Raw genomic sequence first — 17,042 nt, forward strand, 5'->3', positions numbered from 1 at the left:
GCGGGGCGAACTCGTACGCTTCACCAGCACACCTCCGCCCCGGAAGTCACCGGCAGAGTAAGGAACGCGACATGCCCACGTGGACCCGCACGCTGCGCGAGGCCGGCATCACCGAGCCGGACCTGCGGACCGCGTACGACCGACAGCGGAGGTTCGTACGGCGGTTCAGGACCGCGGAGTATCTGACCGTCCGGCTCCTGCTCCCGGCGCGCCTGCATCCACCGGTCATCGCCGCTGTCGCCTTCATGCACGAGACGGACGAGCGCATCGACACCGGGACACGCGCGGCGCGCGGTGCGGCGCTGGAGTCGTGGGCCTCCGCCACGCGTGCGGCACTCGACGGCGCGACCGCCACCGATGCGACGCTTCGCGCGCTCGTCGACGCGGCGGACCGGCACCCCCAACTGAGGCAATCCGTCGAGGACTTCCTACGGGGAGCGCGACACGAGGTCGACTACACGGGCTTCGACACCGAGGACGAGCTCCAGTCCTACGTCGACGGATACTCCCTGCCCGGCTTCATGCTCCTGGTCTGTCTGCTGGAGCGAGCGGACACCGGGAAGGACGAGGTGTTCGTACGGCGTTGCCGTGATCTCGTCGAGGCGATGCAGCGCATCGACTTCCTCGACGATCTCGCCGAGGACGCGGGGGAGGGGCAGGTCGGCATCCCGGGCAAGGATCTGGAACGTCACGGCCTGTCCGTCGGGGTTCTGCGGAGCCCCACGGACGCCGTCCGCGCGCGTCTGGGGCAACTGGTCCGGGAACAGGTCGACTTGGCACGCCCGCGACTGTCCGTGAGCTATGAGTTGGCCGACTTGGTGCCACCAGGGACGCGCCCCTTCATCACCGCGCTTCTCCAGGTGCAGGAGCTCCGACTGGACGCGGTCAGCCGGAAGGGCGGGGGTCTGGTCGACGGCGGCGCGCGTCCTTCCGTGCCGGCGCTGTTGGGCGTACTGGCGCGTCAGTACCGCGCCGTACGGCGGACGAGGTAGCGGGCGGGTCGGTGCTCCGTCGCCCAGCCCGGTTCATTCGCTCAGTCCTGGGGAGCCGGCGGCGAGCACCGCTCGGCAGTCCGACCAGGCCGCCCGGCTCAGCAGGGGGCGGAATCGGGTGAACAGGGCGAGGAGTTCGGCTCCCCACTTCCGGCGGAAGGCCGGGTCGATGCGGGCGAGGTCGAGTTCGTTGGCGGCGGACAGCTCGGCGAAGTCCCGTAGGAGGTGGGGCTCCGGGGTCTCCGTACGTCCGGTGAACCGATTCCGGAAGCCCCCGTCGGCGTCCGCGAGCGTCGGATAGGTGGCCGTGCGATCGCATGAGGCGTAGAGGTACACGATGGCTTCGGCCTCGGCGCCGATGACGTCGCCGAGTTCGGAGCGCCTGTCCGGAGACAGCAAGGCGGTGGCGAACCCGTCGGTTCCGTAGAAGGCGTGGCAAAGACCCGCGAGTTGGAGCGCGGGACGAGCTCCCCACAAGGCGAGTCCGTCCTGGACACGTTGGCAGTGCGCCAAGAGCGTGCCGCCCGGATGCGCGATGTCCGCGGCGCCGAGCTCGCGCAGCAGGGCGACGGCCTGGTCGGCGGGGGCGGGAGAAGGAGGCATGCGGCGGTGCCCTTCGGTCTCGGGGAATCCACAGGTCGCGCCACCACCGTAGTCCCGGACATCAGGGCATGGGCGCGACCGTCGAGACGCTGTTGTCAGACCCGGGTGACACAGTGCCGGGCCATGGACATCTCCGAGTTCTGGACCACGATCGAGGCCGCGCGGTCGGCCGCCACGGCGGACAGGCCGTTCGCCGAAGTGCTGACCGACGAACTGGCCACCCGCACCAAGGAAGACATCCTGAGCTATCAGGAGCGCTTCGACGAGGCGAGCGGAGCGGTGTACCGATGGGACGTGTGGGCCGCCGCCTACCTGATCGGCGGAGGCTGCTCTGACGACAGCTTCATGGACTTCCGCGCGGGCCTCATCGCCCAGGGACGCGACTGGTACGAGAAGGCGGCATCGGCCCCGGACCGACTCGCCGAGCACCCGTCGGTGATCGCCGCGGCCGGGGCGCACCGCGACGAAGCGCTCTTCGACGAGGACGTCAACTACGTCGCCGCCCGGGCGTTCGGGCGCATCACCGGCGACGAAGAGGACTTCTACGCAGCTTGGACCGCATACGAGGCCTCACGCGCCCGCTCCCCTCAGGGCGACGACGACATGGGCGAGGACTTCGACTTCGACGACGCGGCCGAGATGCACAGCCGCCTCCCACGCCTCGCGGCCCTGTGCCTGGGCGACATCGCGCACCAGCGGTAGCCGGAACGAGGCACCCGCGGGGGCACACCTGAGCGGGAGCGGCATCCGCGCGGTGATCCCCGCGCCGACGGACCATCGTCGCCGTCGGCCGCACAGGGGCAACCGGGCGGGAGCCGGCCGGCGTTGGAGCACGCGGCCTGGAGGCGTCGAGGGATCTGCCCATTGTCAGACTCGGCTGGCAGCATCACCGCCATGACCGCCCACTTCACCACCCCACCGCGGCCGTTCGACATCACCGCGCTCTTCCCTCAACTGGCCCCGCTGGCACGGACGGCGACCCGGCTGCATCCGCGCCCCGGATCCCCGACCGTGCACGACAGCTCCGTGGGCGGGCCGCTCCTGTGGCCCGCCGACGAGCCGTGGCCGTACTGCGACGAGCCGCACGACAGCCGCGCGTCGCTGAGGGTCCTCTCCCCGGGCGACATCCGGTTCTTCCGCCGTGACCGCGCCGCGGCGGCCGAGCGGCTCCGCCATGACCCCGAGGCTCCCCAGTGGACCCCCGAGGAACGCGAGACCTGGAAGCGGATCGGCGCGGGCCGCCCGTGGTTCGACGGCCCGATCCCCCTCGTGTCCGTCGCGCAGCTCTACGCCCGCGACGTCCCCTTCCCCTGCCCGCCCGACGCGGACCTCCTCCAGGTCCTGTGGTGCCCCTTCGATCACGAGATGGCCCACCCGAAGACCGCGCTCTTCTGGCGTTCCTCCGCCACCGTCACCGACGTCCTCGACGCGCCGCCCGAGCCGCCGATCGTCCAGTCGGCGTGCTACCTCCCGGAGCCGTGCCTGTTCTCACCCGAGCAGGTCACCGAGTTCCCCAACCCCTCGGAGCTGAGCCAGGACCTTCAGGACCAACTGGACGACATGAGCCGCTGGGAGACGATCGATCCCGCGCGGTACGACGCGTACGCGGACGACCCCGGCGAGCTCTACCTGAACAACCTCTGCCACGCCCCCGGTTGGAAGACCGGCGGCTGGACCCGCTGGAGTCCCACCGACCCCGTCGACCGCTCCTGCCCCGAGTGCGGCATCGAGAGGGTTCCGCTCCTGACCATCGCCTCCTCGGAATGGGACGGCGGCAGCGAGACCTGGATCCCCGACGAGGAACGGGCGAACCCGACCCAGGTTCCCCTGGGCACCCAGGCCGGCGACTTCACCGGGATCGACATCACCGGCGGCAACAACCTCCAGCTCCATGTGTGCCGGGCGTTCCCGGACCATCCGCACATCGAACTGGTCCAGTGAGCCCTCGCGGACATGCGACCTCGCGCCCGCCGACTCCGTCACCGCGGCCGGGCCCGGCCGCGTCGGACCCGACCCGCCGGGCACCGACGTCACCGGCGCCGATCGAGGCGGCAGGGGACTGTCAGTGGCCGGTGGCAGGATCATCGACATGGTCTTCGTACGTACGACTCCGCCGCGGCCCGCCGATGTGGCCGCGGTCTTTCCCGAGCTGGCTTCGTCCGCGCGTCCTGCGATGCGGCTGCATCCCCGCCCGGGGTCGCCCTCGGTCAGGGAGAGCTCGGTCGGCGGGCCGTTGTTGTGGCCGGCCGACGAGCCGTGGCCGCACTGCGAGGACGCGCACCTGCACTTCGACAGTTGGTTCCGCGAGTCGCCTGCCATAGTGCGGCTCGAGAGGCGCCAACGGGCCCGGTGGCGCCCCGATGCCGGTGATGTCGAGCCGACGCCCGAGGAGGAGGCGCTCAAGGAACGAAGCGCCGCGAGGCTCGCGGCGCGCCTCGCCGTCAGCCCTCCGCCCGCGGACTGCCCCGTCCCCATGCTGCCCGTGGCCCAGCTCTACCTGCGTGACATACCCCTGCTGCGGCCGCCCGGCGAGGCCGATCTGCTCCAGATCCTCTGGTGCCCCTACGACCACGAACCGGACAACAAGCCGTCGACCGCGCTGTTCTGGCGGTCCGCCGCCGAGGTCGTCGACATCCTCGCCACACCGCCGGAGCCGTTCGAGGCGAACTATCCGGGCTATGTGCCGGAGCCGTGCCTGCTGGCACCGGAAGCGATCACCGAATACCCCGACAGCCTCGATCTGAGCCCGGAGATGCGGCTGATGGTGGAGGACATGAGCAGATGGGAGGCAGCCGGTGTCAGCGTCGACAGCGCCTACGGGGACTATCCGCGGGACTTCTACGACTGCGAGCTCGCCGACGCTCCCGGCTGGAAGGTCGGCGGCTGGCCTCCGTGGGGCCGCACCGACCCGTATCGCCGCCACTGCACTGTCTGCGAGGCGCAGATGGTCCCGCTGCTGACCATCGCTTCCTTCGAATGGAGCGGCGGTGAGGGATGCAGTTGGGCGCCGCGCGAAGACCAGGCCGCCGCCCACGCCGCCCGTCGCGGGGGCCAACGCCTCTCGCAGCCGACCGGGGTCGAAGTGGGGAGCACGGACAACATGCAGCTCTACGTCTGCCCGACGTCCCCCGAGCATCCGCACACCGACCTGATCCAATGAGCCGTGGGGGCGGCAGCGGATTCGTCTTCGTCTCTTGAAGACGAGGTCCGGCGCGGGGCCGGTCGCGTCGTCGGGGTTCGAACGCGGTGGCTCGCGGACGGGGCGGAAGCGGTGACGGATCGGGCTCCGGGAGGCTCGGCACGGGAACTCCTCTTATTTCAGCTTCAGTTGTTGACGTCTGGAACGTCCGGGGATACAACCCGGAGAGAGCGCTCTCCGTCTGCTGTTGCTCCGCCCCCACGCACGCCGACCCGGCATGAGGAGATCCCGCATGCAGTCCTTAGCCAGCGCCAGCGCCCTTCCCCGGCGATCGTCGAGCAGAACCGCACGGGCCCGTACCGCCCTCGGTCTCGTCGTCGTCCTGCTCGCCGCCTGCGTCGCCTTCCTGAGCCCGGCACCCGCGCACGCCGCCGATCAACTGCTGTCCCAGGGGCGGCCCGCCACGGCCTCCTCGGTCGAGAACGGCTCCTTCCCCGCGGGAGCCGCGGTCGACGGCAACACCGGCACCCGGTGGTCCTCGGCCTTCTCCGACCCCCAGTGGCTGCGCGTCGATCTCGGGTCGGTCCAGCAGATCACCCGCGTCACCCTGAACTGGGAGGCCGCCTACGGCAAGTCCTTCCAGATCCAGACCTCCACCGACGCGAACTCCTGGGCCACCGTCCACTCCACGACGACCGGCACCGGTGGCACCCAGAACATCAACGTCACCGGCAGCGGCCGCTACGTCCGCGTCCTCGGGACGACGCGCGCCACCCCGTACGGCTACTCCCTGTGGGAGTTCCAGGTGTACGGGCCCGGAAGCACCACCCCGCCGGACGACTTCTGGGGCAGCACGAGCGACATTCCCGCCGCGAACAACGCCGTCGAGGTCAAGGTCCTCAACCGCACCAACGGCAAGTACCCCGACAGCCAGGTGTACTGGAGCTTCAACGGCCAGGTCCACTCCATCGCCGAGCAGCCCTACCTCGACATGCCGGCCAACTCCGCGGGGCGCATGTACTTCTACCTCGGCTCACCGGCGAGCTCGTACTACGACTTCATCGAATTCACCGTCGGAAACGACGTGTTCAACGGCAACACCACACGCGTCGACGCCTTCGGGCTGAAGATCGCCATGCGGCTGCACTCCAAGGACGGGTACGACGTCGAGGTCGGTGAGAACCGGCAGACCTTCGCCGAGGACCGCGCCACGACCTTCCAGCGGTTCACGGCCGCCGTCCCCGACCAGTTCAAGGTGCTGGCCCAGACCCAGTCCCCGTACCGGATCATCGCGCCCGGCAGCGACCCGAGCTTCCGCGCGGGCGGCGCCAACGCCACCTACTTCACTGCCTACGCCCAGTCCGTGGGCGTGAACGCGGCGACCTCCGACATCTTCGGATGCGCGGCGGCCCTCGCGAGCAACCCGAACATGTGCGCCGCGCTCAACCGTCACGTGGCGACCCTGCCGGCCTCCCAACAGGGCGACCCCGCCCAGTACTACAAGGCCGCGCCCGCCAATTACTACGCCAAGTTCTGGCACGACAATGCGATCAACAACCTCGCCTACGGCTTCCCCTACGACGACGTGGCGGGCCAGTCCTCGTTCGTCTCCCACGGCAGCCCGCAGTGGCTCCTGGTCGCCGTCGGCTGGTAGCCGGGGGCCCGCGGTCACGGGGCGGCTCGGCCCCGTGACCGCGGTGAAGGGAACCGGTTCAGCGAAAGGGGTCGATCACGACTCCGGGATTGAGGATCCCGGACGGGTCCAGCACGGCCTTGCCCGCCCGCAGAGCCGCGGCGAACAGGTCCGGGCGCTGCCGGTCGTACCACGGCCGGTGGTCCCGGCCCACCGCGTGATGGTGGGTGATGGTGGCGCCGTGCGCGATGAGCGCCTCGGAGACCGCCTGTTTGATCTCGTCCCACTGCTCGACGGTCCTGCCCCACGTGCCCGCGGCGTAGACCCCGAAGTACGGGGCGGGGCCGTCGGGGTAGACGTGGGTGAACCGGCAGGTCACGACACCCGTGGCGCCGACCTGGCGCATGGCGTCCCGGGCCGCTGCGTCGACGGCCGCGCGGAGTTCGGAGAACCGGTCCCAGGTGCAGGCCGTCTCGAACGTCTCCACGATCATGCCCTGAGCCGCGAGGGCGTCCCGCTGGTAGGGCATCCGCAGGAAGGAGGCGCGCCAGGTGTCGGCGGCCGCGGTCCGCGCGGCCGTGTCCGCGGTGTCGGTGTGGCGCGGCGGCTCCGGAAGCGTGCCCCCGTGATCGCGGCACAGTTCCAGGGCGCGTTCCATCCAGGCGGTGACGGGATGATCGGCGGACTCGAAGCCGAGCACGAGGACCGCGCTCGGACTGCCCGCGTTGATGAACGCCTCCATCGGGTCCAGCAGACGGCAGTTGGCCGGATCGAGGCCGGACTGCGCCAGCGCCCGTACGGCCCGGACTCCCGCTTCGTAGTCCTTGAAGGCGACCGACGCCCCCGCCCGCCAACGTGGCCGGTCCTGAAGTCGTACCCAGGCCTGGGTGATGACACCGAGGCTTCCCTCGGAGCCGAGGAACATCCGGTCGGGCGAGGGGCCGGCACCGGAGCCCGGGAGGCGGCGGCTCTCCACGACACCGGCGGGGGTGACCACCCGCAACGACTCGGTGAGGTCGTCGATGTGGGTGAGGCGCGTCGCGAAGTGACCGCCGGCCCGGGTCGCCAGCCAGCCGCCGAGCGTGGAGAACTCGAAGGACTGCGGGAAGAAGCGGAGCGTGTAGCCGTGGGGCCTGAGCTGCTCCTCCAAGTGCGGGCCGAGGGCACCGGCCTGCACCAGCGCGGCCCGGCTGGTCCCGTCGACCTCCAGAACCCGGTTCATGGAGCCGAGGTCCAGGCTGACCACTCCGGCGTACTCCGCACCCGTACGGGCTTCGACGCCTCCCACGACCGAGGTGCCGCCGCCGAACGGCACGACCGCGATGCCGGCGCCGTCGCACCACTCCAAGGTCCGCACCACCTCGGCCTCCGACGTGGGCCGCACCACGAGGTCCGGCACATGGGGCAGCTTTCCGAGCAACGCCCGGACGACGTCACGGAACGCCTGGCCGTGACTGTGCGCCAGCCGGTCGCGGATGTCGTACGACGCCGAGGCGGCGAGCGCCGGGGGAGCCGTGACCCGGCTCGGTGCCACCTCGAACGACTCCACCGGAGGCGCCGGGTTCACGGTCAGGTCCGCGTCCGGAAGCAACTCGGCCGTGCGCCGGGTGAGTTCCGCCCGCTCCGCGCCGGTCACCGCGTCCTCGACGTTTCCCCAGCCCCACCACGAACGCGTCTTGCCGCTCATCGTCTCCCCAGGCGCTTGAATTGAACGTTGGGTAACTTACCGCCCGGTCACTTTGGCATAGGGTGGAGACATGAGCAAGCAGCCGAGGGCGACGCAGGGCGTGGGAACCAAGGGGATGCCGCGCAAGGACCGGGAACGGCTGATCCTGGAGGCCGCCGCCGAGGAGTTCGGCGCGAAGGGCTACGCGCGCGGGGCGACCGCGCACGTGGCGGCGCGGGCCGGCATCACCAAGCCGATGATCTACGAGTACTTCGGATCGAAGGACAGCCTCTATCTGACCTGCCTCGACCAGGCGGGCACCCGCCTCGTCGAAGCCGTCGGGTCCGCCCAGCGGGGGCCCTCCGACCTCTCGCGCGCCGTACGCACCCTGGAGGCCGTCTTCCGCGCGCTCGAATCGCGACTGCACGACTGGGAACTCGTCTACGACGGGACGCTCCCGGCCGAGGGTCCGCTGCACGACGCCGCGGCCGTGTACCGGAGGGAACTCAACCGGATGGGCGCCGTCGGCGTGTCCGAGTTCCTGCACACCTCCCCGGCCGTGGAACCCCTCGACGCCGACCTCGTCACCCATCTCTGGTACGGGACCGTGAGCGCCGCCGTCGCCTGGTGGCGGCACCACCCCGAGCAGACGGCCGACGAGATGGCCGCCCGCTTCGAACGCATCGTCGCCGTGCTCTGCCCGGATCTGTGGGCGACCCCGGAGAGCCCGGAGAGCCGTCCGAGGTGACACCCGGGGCATCCGGCACGCCCGGGGGATCATCGGACAACCGCTCGGCCTAGCAGACCGGGCGGCGCTCCCGCAATCCGCGCGACGCCGACTGACGTGCCGACGGTTGTGGTGTCGGACGCCATGTCACGGCGGTCACAGGCGGTCGACTCTGGGGTTCCGCAACGCCCCGCGCGCACGGAGTCAGGGACGGCTCCGTACGTGCGGGGGCCGGACACCCCAGACAAGGAGCCGCCGTGCAACGCCCCACTCCGCCCCGAACGCGCCGGAACAGGCCGGCCCCGCTGCTGAGCCGCCTCCTCACCGTCGTGGCCCTCGTCCTGGGGGTGGCCCTGACCGGCCCGGCGCCCGCGGCCCAGGCCGCCGTGCCGGTCACCCGGGTCACCGACTTCGGCTCGAATCCGGGCCAGTTGAACATGTACGTGTACCGTCCGGCGTCCCTGCCCGCGAAGCCGCCCGTGGTCGTCGCCCTGCACGGGTGCACACAGAGCGCTCAGGTCTACGCCGACAACTCCGGACTGCCCGCGCTCGCCGACCGTGACGGTTTCGTCCTCGTGCTCGCCGAGACGACCTCCTCGAACAACGTCAACAAATGCTTCAACTGGTTCCAGACGACGGACAACCGACGCGGACAGGGCGAGGCCCTCTCCATCAGCCAGATGGTGAGCCACGCCGTCGCCGCCTACGGGGCCGACCCCGGTCGGGTGTACGTCACCGGCCTCTCCGCGGGCGGCGCCATGACCTCCGTGATGCTGGCCGCCTACCCCGACGTCTTCGCCGCCGGCGCGGTCGTCGCCGGTCTGCCCTACGACTGCACCCGCGACAACAGCCCGTACACCTGCATGAACCCCGGAGTCGACCTCGCTCCGAGCGCCTGGGCCCAGCGGGTCCACGACGCCTACCCCTCGTACGGCGGTCCGTGGCCCCGTACGGCGATCTGGTACGGCGAGCAGGACACCACCGTCGTGCCGCGCAACGCCACCGAGCTGCGCGACCAGTGGACGGCGGTCCAGGGGCTGTCCCAGACCCCCACCCGCAGCTCCGTGATCGGGCCCGACTCCACCCGGCACGACGAGTATCTGGCGGCGGACGGCACGGTCGCCGTCGAGGTCGACGCGGTACCGGGCATCGGGCACGGCACCCCGGTCGAACCGGGCAGCGGTGCCCAGCAGTGCGGAGCCACCGGCGCCCCCTACTTCCTTGACTCGATCTGCTCCGGCTACTGGATCGCCCGCTTCTTCGGCCTCGAAGGCTCCGGATCCGGCGGCGGCTCGCTGCCCGCACCGACGGGACTGGCCACGACCGCGGTCACCGACACCGGCGTCGGCCTGACCTGGGGCGCGGTGAGCGGCGCCGCCGACTACGCCGTGTTCCGCGACGGCGACCCGGTCGCCACGGTGAGCGGTACGTCGTACACGGACAGCGGACTGAAGGCGGGCACGACGCACACCTACGCGGTCGCCGCGCGCGACAACACCGGTGCTGCGGGCCCCCGTTCGGGGACGGTCACCGTCACGACCACCGGCGGCGCCACCGCCGCCTGCTGGACGAGCAGCAACTACGCCCACGTCCAGGCCGGCCGGGCCGTCACCAGCGGCGGCTACACCTACGCCAAGGGCTCCCAACAGAACATGGGTCTGTACAACACCTTCGTCACCCACACCCTGAAGGAGTCACCCGTCGGCACCTACACCATCGCCGACGGCGGCTGTCCCTGACCGGACCTCAGGTTGCTTGAAGACGACCGAATGTGGACCGCCATGGTGGCCGACCCCGCTCCCGCCCCCGCCATCATGGCGGCCCCGCACATGTCCCCACCGGGCCTCGCCTCACTGGCCTCCGGCGCGTCCACCCCACTTCTCCCACCCCACTTCACCCCACCCCACTCGGATACGAGGTCCCTGATGCCGCAGCCCCGTACGGACGTCACCCCACCCGGCGGACGACCGCCCCGATGGCGGGCCGCGCTCTGCGCGCTCGTGCTCGCGACCGCCGGTTCGGGCGTCCTCGCGTCAGCCAGCCCGACGCCCGCCGTCGGCGGCCACGGCCCGCACACCGGGCCCTGCTCCGCCGGCGGCCATCCGCCGGTACCTGGCGCCGCCCACCAAGAGACCTTCTGCCTGGACGAGTTGACCACCGCCGGGACCGTGGCCTCAGGCCACACCGACCCCGCCGACTACGCGGGTCTGACGCCCAAGGACCTGCCGACGCCCAGCGGCGTGCCCGGGACCCAGATCGACGGCTACTTCCCCGACACGTCCACCACCAACACCAACCACGGCTGGAACCACGACGCCCAGTTCGTGATCCGGCTGCCCGACCACTGGAACGGCGGACTCGTCGTCGCCGGGACACCGGGCAACCGCGAGCAGTACGCCAACGACCGCGCGATCTCCGACTGGGTGCTCGCACGCGGCTACGCCTACGCCGCCACCGACAAGGGCAACACCGGTCTCGCCTTCCACCGCGACGGCAGCCGCCCCGGTGGCGCCGTGAGCGAGTGGAACACCCGGCTCACCCAGCTCACCCGGGCAGCCCGCACGGTCGTCAAGGAGCGCTACGGGAAGGCCCCGTCCCGCACCATCGCCACCGGCATCTCCAACGGCGGCTACCTGGTCCGCTGGCAACTGGAGAACCACCCCGAGCTCTACGACGGGGGAGTCGACTGGGAGGGCACGCTCTGGAACTCCGACGGCGGCCTGCTCGGCTTCCTGCCGGCCGCCCTGCGCGCGTACCCGGACTACGCGGCCGGCGGACCCGGCGCCGACGCGGCCCGGGACGCCCTGCACGCGGCCGGCTATCCGGCCGGGTCGGAGTTCCTGTGGCCGTACCACTACAAGACCTACTGGGACCTGACCCAGCGCATCTACCGCGAGGAACTGGACCCCGGCTACGACGGGGCGACCGAGGCCGGAACCCCCTTCTGCGCCTCCGGAACCCCCGGCTGCGACGCCGACTACGACTACGGCACGCGACCGCGGTCCGTGCACCGGGCCGTCGACCGCATCGCGCTGACCGGACGCATCGGCAAGCCCCTGATCACCCTTCAGGGAACGCTCGACGTGCTGCTGCCGATCAGCCGTGACGGTGACGTCTACGCCCGCATGGTGCGCGAGGCCGGGCGGGGCTCGTTGCTGCGGTACTACCGCATCGCGGACGGGACCCACACCGACTCGCTCGTCGACGCCTTCCCGGACGAGCTCCGCCCGATGACCCCCTGTCACCGCTCGGCCTTCGTGGCACTGGAACGCTGGCTGACCGGCGAGGAACGCCCTCCGGCCGGCCACACCGTGCCGCGTCCGGCCGACGCGGACGCCTCGGCGCTGCTGACCGAATGCCCCTTGGAATAGCCGCGTCGGGCCCGGTGGTGCCGTACCGCCTCATGGGGAGCCTCGGCACCGGCGTCCCCATACGCCGTCGGGCGTACCGGTGACGGGAACCGGGTCTCGGCCTTCGTCTCCTGCCTTAACCTGACGCGTATGAACGCACCGGGGGACATGATCGACGAGCGCTTCGAGTTAATCGATCGGCTGGGCAGCGGGGGTATGGGCACGGTGTGGCGGGCCCGCGACACCGTGCTGGACCGGGACGTCGCCCTCAAAGCCGTACATCCGGAGGCGGAGGCGTCCCAGGCGGTCCGCGAACGGGTCATGCGCGAGGCGAAGGCCCTGGCACGGCTCAGCAATCCGCACGTGGTGACCGTCCACCAGATCGTCGACACACAGCCCCACCCGTGGATCGTGATGGAGCTGGTGCCCGGCCGGTCGTTGCAGGAACGCCTGTCCGACGGGTTGTTGAGCCCGATGGAGAGCGCGCGCATCGGCCGGCAGGTGCTCGCCGCCCTGCGAGTCGCCCACGCGGCGGGCATTCAGCACCGGGACGTCAAGCCGGCCAACGTCCTGCTCTGTCCCGACGGCCAGGCCGTGCTCACGGACTTCGGCATCGCCGCGCTCCAGGGCGCGACCGCCCTCACGGTCACCGGTGAACTCGTCGGCTCTCCCGAGTACATGGCCCCCGAGCGCATCCGCGGCCACGGCGACGACCCGGCCTCCGACCTGTGGTCCCTCGGGCTGCTCCTGTACGTGTGCGTGGAGGGTGTCAGCCCGCTCCGCCGAGTGAGCACGCTCGCCACCCTGGCCGCCGTCCTCGACGACCCGGTTCCGCCGCCCGTGCGCTCCGGCCCCCTCTCCGAGGTCCTGCAGTCCCTCCTCGTACGCGACCCGGCCGCCCGCCCCGACGGCGCGCGCCTGGACGCGATGCTGGCGCAGGTCGAGTCGGGCGCCTCACCGCGGTGGGACCCGCCGACCCTGACCGCGGCGTCGATCCCGGCCCCGCCCGTCCTGACACCGCCCGTCCCCGCCCCATCCTTTCCGGCCCCGTCCTTCCCGGCTCCGCTCACCCTGCCGGACTCCCCGGTCCCCGGACCTCCGCACCGGAATCGCGGAGCCGTCCTCGCCGTCGCGCTCACCCTGACCGTCGTCGCGATCACCGCTCTGGTGCTCACCCTCGGCCCGTTCGGCGGCGACAAGCCCTCCGACCGGGCAGCGGGCTCCACGCCGAGCACGTCCGCCGCACCCGCCACCACACCGCAGAGTTCGCAGCCGCAGCGGAGTCCGAGTCCCGTCGCCGCGCCCAGTGACGTGGTGGCGTCGAGTCCCGCCCGTGGTGACGTGGTGGCGTCCACCCCCGCACGTCCCGAGGTGTCGTCGCCCGCTCCGGCGGCGTCCGGTCGCTGGATCGCCCAGCTCTCCTCCGAACCCTTCTCCGCGGGTACCGCGTCCCGCGACCGGCATCTCGCGGACATCCGCCTCTCGGTACCGGAAGCGCTCGTGCTGCGCAGCGACGACTACGCGCCCCTGCGCCCGGGCTACTGGGTGATCTACGCGCCCGGTCCGTTCGCCGACAACAGCGCGGCCCTCGCGTTCTGCGCGGAACGCGGCCGCACGACCACCAACAGCTGCATCGGCCGCTACATCAAGGGGCGTGGCTGAGCCGACACCGTTTCAGACGTGCCCCGGTGCCGCCTCCGTGGTCGCCGGGTTCGCCCGCGTGCGCCGGGGGAGGAGCAGCGGGGTCGCCAGCAGGAGCACGCCGGCCAGGGCGATGGCCGTGCGCGGGCCGAGCAGGGCGCCCAGTACGCCCCACAGCGCCGTCAGGAGCGCGGTCGCGCCCTTGGTCGTGACCGCCCAGGCGGTCAGCGTGCGGGCGGCCCGGTCCGTCGCGGTGCGTTCGAGGCGGTAGGTGGAGCACACGGGGTTGAAGACCCCGCAGCAGAAGATGAGCCCGAGCTCGACGCCCGTCACCAGCAGCAGTCCGCCGGTGCCCGGTCCGAGGAAGGCCAGGCCGAGCGGCCAGACGGCGCGCAGCGCCCCGGACGCGACCAGGACCCGACGCTGTCCGAACCGGGTGACCAGCGGCCGGGCCAGCCGTGATCCGAGCAGGCCGCCGATCGAGGGCGCGGCGAAGGCGAGGCCGTACTGCCAGGGCGCGAACCCGAGCCGGCCGAGCATCAGGACGGCCAGCAGCGGCTGGGCGGCCATCACCAGGCCGTTGAACAGGGCGGTGTTGAAGAACAGCGGACGCAGGGTGGGGTCGGCGAGGATGTATCGCCAGCCGTCGAGCAGGTCCGAGGCCCGAGGTCGCGCGGCCGCCCGGCGTTCGGGCCGCGGCTCGTGGCCGCCCGTCGCGCGGACGCCCAGGGCGGAGAGCAGGTAGCTGACCCCGTCGGCCACCACCGTCGCCACCGGACCGAGAAGCCCGATCGCCGCACCGCCCAGGGGTGGTCCCACGATCGTGGTCGTCCAGGCCGTCGACTCGAACCGGGCGCCCGCGACCAGCAGGTCCTCCGCCGCCACCAGCGTCTTCAGATAGGCGCCGGAGGCGGCACGGAAGGCGATGTCCGCCGCGGCGACGACGATCGAGACGAGCAGGAGCTGTACGAAGGTGAGCACACCGAGCGCGAACGCGGCGGGGATCGTCAGCAGCGCCGCGAACCGCACCAGGTCCATCGCCACGAGCACCGGCCGCTTGCGCCGGAACTCCATCCACGGGCCCAGCGGAACCGCCATGGCCGCGCCCACGGCCGCCCCCAGGGAGGCGAGCAGGGCGACCTCGGCCGCGCCCGCGTTCAGCACCCGGATGGCGATCAGCTCGAACGAGCCGAAGGCGAGCCAGGTGCCGAGCGCGCTCGTCCCGTACGCGGCCCAGAGCCACCCGAACGGCCGCCCCAGCCGATGCCCGCTCCTCATGCCCGACAGCCCTCGCACCGCGTCCCTCTCACCTCGCCCCTCGTCCCGCGCCGCACGACCGGTCCGCGTGCGAGGACATCAAAGCGAGCGCCGTGACCGGGGATCAAACAACCGCGTGACCGCGCGCCACAACCAACGGTTGTAGGGCTAGGGTGGGCCCGTGGACCTCGACACCGTCCGGACGTTCGTCGCCGTCGCCGACGCGGGGCAGTTCCAGGAGGCCGCCGCCGAGCTGGCGGTCACCCAGCAGGCCGTCTCCAAACGCGTCGCCGTGCTGGAGCGGACCCTCGGTGTGCGCCTGTTCACGCGCACACCGCGAGGCGCCGAGCTCACCATCGACGGCCAGGCGTTCCTGCCCCACGCGCGTGAGCTGCTGCGTGTCTCCGAACGCGCTGTCGCGTCCGTGCGCACCGGCCGCCGTCCCCTGCGCGTCGACATCATCGCCTCACGCGGGGCGGGCTCCGGCCTGATGCGCGGCTTCCACCGCACGCACCCCGAGGTCGACCTCGACGTGGTGATGCTGTTCGAGATCGACACGGCCGTCGCCGCCATCCGGTCCGGTGCGATCGACGCGTCCTTCCGCGCCGTCTCCGTGCCGGGCCGGCCCCTGCCCGAGGACATCGAGTCGGTACGCGTGCTCGACGAGCCGCTCCACCTGCTCACCGGCCCCGCCCACGCGCTGGCCGGGGCCCCTTCGGTCACCGTCGCCGAGCTCGCCGGTCACCGGATCTGGATGCCGGGCATCGTCCCCGGGACCGAGTGGGCCGCGTACTACGACGACCTCGCCGCCGAGTTCGGGCTCACCATCGAGGCGACCGGTCCCAACTTCGGCTCCGACGCGCTCCTCGACACCGTCGCCGACACCCCGGCGCTCGCCACGTTCATGGGCGAGCGCACCCTGCCCGGGCTGTCGCCGGGAGGCGCCCCCGGCACCTGGCGCGACGAGCGCGGTCTGCGGCTGATCCCGGTGACCGATCCGACCCCCGTCTACCCGCACTCGCTCCTGTGGCACCGGGACAATCCGAACCCGGCGCTCGCCACGCTCCGCGCCCACCTCGCCGCGCAGACGGCCGGTCACGACGCGGCCGGGACCTGGACGCCGGGCTGGGTGCTCCGGCGCTGAGCGCGGCGGCCGCGCTCGCCTCAAGCGGCAGGGGGTCCGTCGCCCGCCGCCCGCAGGACCTCGTCCAGCGATGTGGCCCTATGCCCGGTCAGGTCCTCGACAGCGGTGGTCACGGTGGCGAGGGAGCCGTCGGCGATCGCCGTGTAGGTGGACACCCATGCGTCGAGCTGCCAGTCGGGTGCCCCGTACGCCGCCCGGGAGGCGTACGCCTCCTCGGTCGTCTCCGGGACGTAGGTGACCGGGCGGCCGCCGACGGCGGTGAGGACACGGGCGACGTCCGTGAGGGTGAGTGCCTCAGGTCCCGTGAGTTCGTAGGCGCGGCCGGTGTGCGGACGCGGATCGCGCAGGACCGCCACCGCGGCGTCGGCGATGTCGTCCTGGGCGATCAGGGCCGCTCGGCCGTCACCGGCCGGTCCGCGGATCGCGCCGTCGGCGCCCACGAGAGCGGGCATGAAGTCGGCGTACAGGTTGTCGCGCAGGAAGGTGAAGGGGATCCCGGCGGCGCGGATGTGCTGTTCGGTGTGCCAGTGGTCCCGGGCCAGCGTGAAGGTCGCGTCGGGCGCGGCCCCGTAGAAGGAGATGTACACCAGGTGGGCGACCCCGGCCTGGGCCGCGGCGTCGATGAAGGTGCGGTGGTCCCGCAGCCGGTCGGGAGCCTCCGAGGCCGAGACCATCAGCACCCGGTCGGTGCCACGAAGGGCGGCCATGAGGGCTTCGCGGTCGTCGTAGGAACCCGGTACCGCGACCGCGCCGGGGAGCTGCGGCGCGCGGGAGGGGGTGCGGGACGGCAGGGTCTGGGCGATGCCGGCGGCGGCCAGCCGACGCGCGATGCGCCCGCCCAGGCGGCCGGAGGCTCCGGTGATCGCGTAGGTGGCATCGGTGGGAGCCAA

14 protein-coding genes are annotated in these 17,042 nt (G+C 72.0%); 10 read left to right on the forward strand and 4 right to left on the reverse strand.

The features are described from left to right. Positions 1 to 71 precede the first annotated feature (71 nt). Positions 72 to 992: a phytoene/squalene synthase family protein gene (locus tag ACFRIC_RS14710; protein WP_382784636.1), complete on the forward strand. Its 921-nt coding sequence runs from the start codon at positions 72 to 74 to the stop codon at positions 990 to 992. A 33-nt stretch (positions 993 to 1,025) separates the two neighbouring features. Here ACFRIC_RS14710 and ACFRIC_RS14715 read toward each other — a convergent pair whose 3' ends face one another. After that, a complete protein-coding gene (locus ACFRIC_RS14715; protein WP_382784639.1) occupies positions 1,026 to 1,595 on the reverse strand; it encodes a DUF6817 domain-containing protein in 570 nt (189 codons plus the stop codon). Positions 1,596 to 1,718: 123 nt separating this feature from the next. Between ACFRIC_RS14715 and ACFRIC_RS14720 the strand changes: the two genes are divergently transcribed. The 4 genes from ACFRIC_RS14720 (at position 1,719) to ACFRIC_RS14735 (ending at position 6,388) form a co-directional block, all read left to right on the forward strand. Beyond that, positions 1,719 to 2,297 (forward strand): DUF4240 domain-containing protein, encoded by a 579-nt coding sequence (locus ACFRIC_RS14720; RefSeq protein WP_382784641.1) that lies wholly within the window; start codon positions 1,719 to 1,721, stop codon positions 2,295 to 2,297. Between the two features lie 192 nt (positions 2,298 to 2,489). Further along, the gene (locus ACFRIC_RS14725) at positions 2,490 to 3,536 is read left to right on the forward strand and encodes a hypothetical protein (protein WP_382784643.1); all 1,047 of its coding nucleotides are present in this window, start codon (positions 2,490 to 2,492) and stop codon (positions 3,534 to 3,536) included. A gap of 148 nt (positions 3,537 to 3,684) precedes the next feature. After that, entirely contained in the window at positions 3,685 to 4,755 is a 1,071-nt protein-coding gene (locus ACFRIC_RS14730; protein WP_382784645.1) for a hypothetical protein, read from the forward strand. Between the two features lie 271 nt (positions 4,756 to 5,026). After that, positions 5,027 to 6,388 carry a beta-1,3-glucanase family protein gene (locus ACFRIC_RS14735; protein WP_382784648.1) on the forward strand — a complete coding sequence of 454 codons (1,362 nt, stop codon included), beginning with the start codon at positions 5,027 to 5,029 and terminating at the stop codon, positions 6,386 to 6,388. Positions 6,389 to 6,446: 58 nt separating this feature from the next. Here ACFRIC_RS14735 and ACFRIC_RS14740 read toward each other — a convergent pair whose 3' ends face one another. Beyond that, complete coding sequence (locus tag ACFRIC_RS14740) at positions 6,447 to 8,054, reverse strand: FAD-binding oxidoreductase (RefSeq protein WP_382784651.1); 1,608 nt, start codon at positions 8,052 to 8,054, stop codon at positions 6,447 to 6,449. A gap of 70 nt (positions 8,055 to 8,124) precedes the next feature. Between ACFRIC_RS14740 and ACFRIC_RS14745 the strand changes: the two genes are divergently transcribed. The 4 genes from ACFRIC_RS14745 (at position 8,125) to ACFRIC_RS14760 (ending at position 13,772) form a co-directional block, all read left to right on the forward strand. Beyond that, the gene (locus tag ACFRIC_RS14745) at positions 8,125 to 8,781 is read left to right on the forward strand and encodes a TetR/AcrR family transcriptional regulator (RefSeq protein WP_382784654.1); all 657 of its coding nucleotides are present in this window, start codon (positions 8,125 to 8,127) and stop codon (positions 8,779 to 8,781) included. Positions 8,782 to 9,197: 416 nt separating this feature from the next. After that, on the forward strand, positions 9,198 to 10,499 hold the full coding sequence (locus ACFRIC_RS14750; RefSeq protein ID WP_382785897.1) for a PHB depolymerase family esterase: 1,302 nt from the start codon (positions 9,198 to 9,200) through the stop codon (positions 10,497 to 10,499). 186 nt (positions 10,500 to 10,685) lie between these two features. Further along, on the forward strand, positions 10,686 to 12,131 hold the full coding sequence (locus ACFRIC_RS14755; RefSeq protein ID WP_382784657.1) for a 3-hydroxybutyrate oligomer hydrolase family protein: 1,446 nt from the start codon (positions 10,686 to 10,688) through the stop codon (positions 12,129 to 12,131). 129 nt (positions 12,132 to 12,260) lie between these two features. Continuing rightward, positions 12,261 to 13,772 carry a protein kinase gene (locus ACFRIC_RS14760; protein WP_382784660.1) on the forward strand — a complete coding sequence of 504 codons (1,512 nt, stop codon included), beginning with the start codon at positions 12,261 to 12,263 and terminating at the stop codon, positions 13,770 to 13,772. Between the two features lie 12 nt (positions 13,773 to 13,784). Here ACFRIC_RS14760 and ACFRIC_RS14765 read toward each other — a convergent pair whose 3' ends face one another. Continuing rightward, positions 13,785 to 15,029, reverse strand: a complete 1,245-nt coding sequence (locus tag ACFRIC_RS14765; protein WP_382784663.1) for an MFS transporter — start codon at positions 15,027 to 15,029, stop codon at positions 13,785 to 13,787. A gap of 160 nt (positions 15,030 to 15,189) precedes the next feature. On the opposite strand from ACFRIC_RS14765, the gene ACFRIC_RS14770 reads away from it, so the two are divergent. Further along, on the forward strand, positions 15,190 to 16,152 hold the full coding sequence (locus ACFRIC_RS14770) for a LysR family transcriptional regulator (RefSeq protein WP_382784666.1): 963 nt from the start codon (positions 15,190 to 15,192) through the stop codon (positions 16,150 to 16,152). Positions 16,153 to 16,172: 20 nt separating this feature from the next. Here the strand turns inward: ACFRIC_RS14770 and ACFRIC_RS14775 are convergent, their stop codons facing one another. Continuing rightward, complete coding sequence (locus ACFRIC_RS14775; protein WP_382784669.1) at positions 16,173 to 17,042, reverse strand: SDR family oxidoreductase; 870 nt, start codon at positions 17,040 to 17,042, stop codon at positions 16,173 to 16,175.

Origin of the sequence: Streptomyces sp. NPDC056738 (genome assembly GCF_042790435.1) — a bacterium.
Classification (GTDB): Bacteria; Actinomycetota; Actinomycetes; order Streptomycetales; family Streptomycetaceae; genus Streptomyces.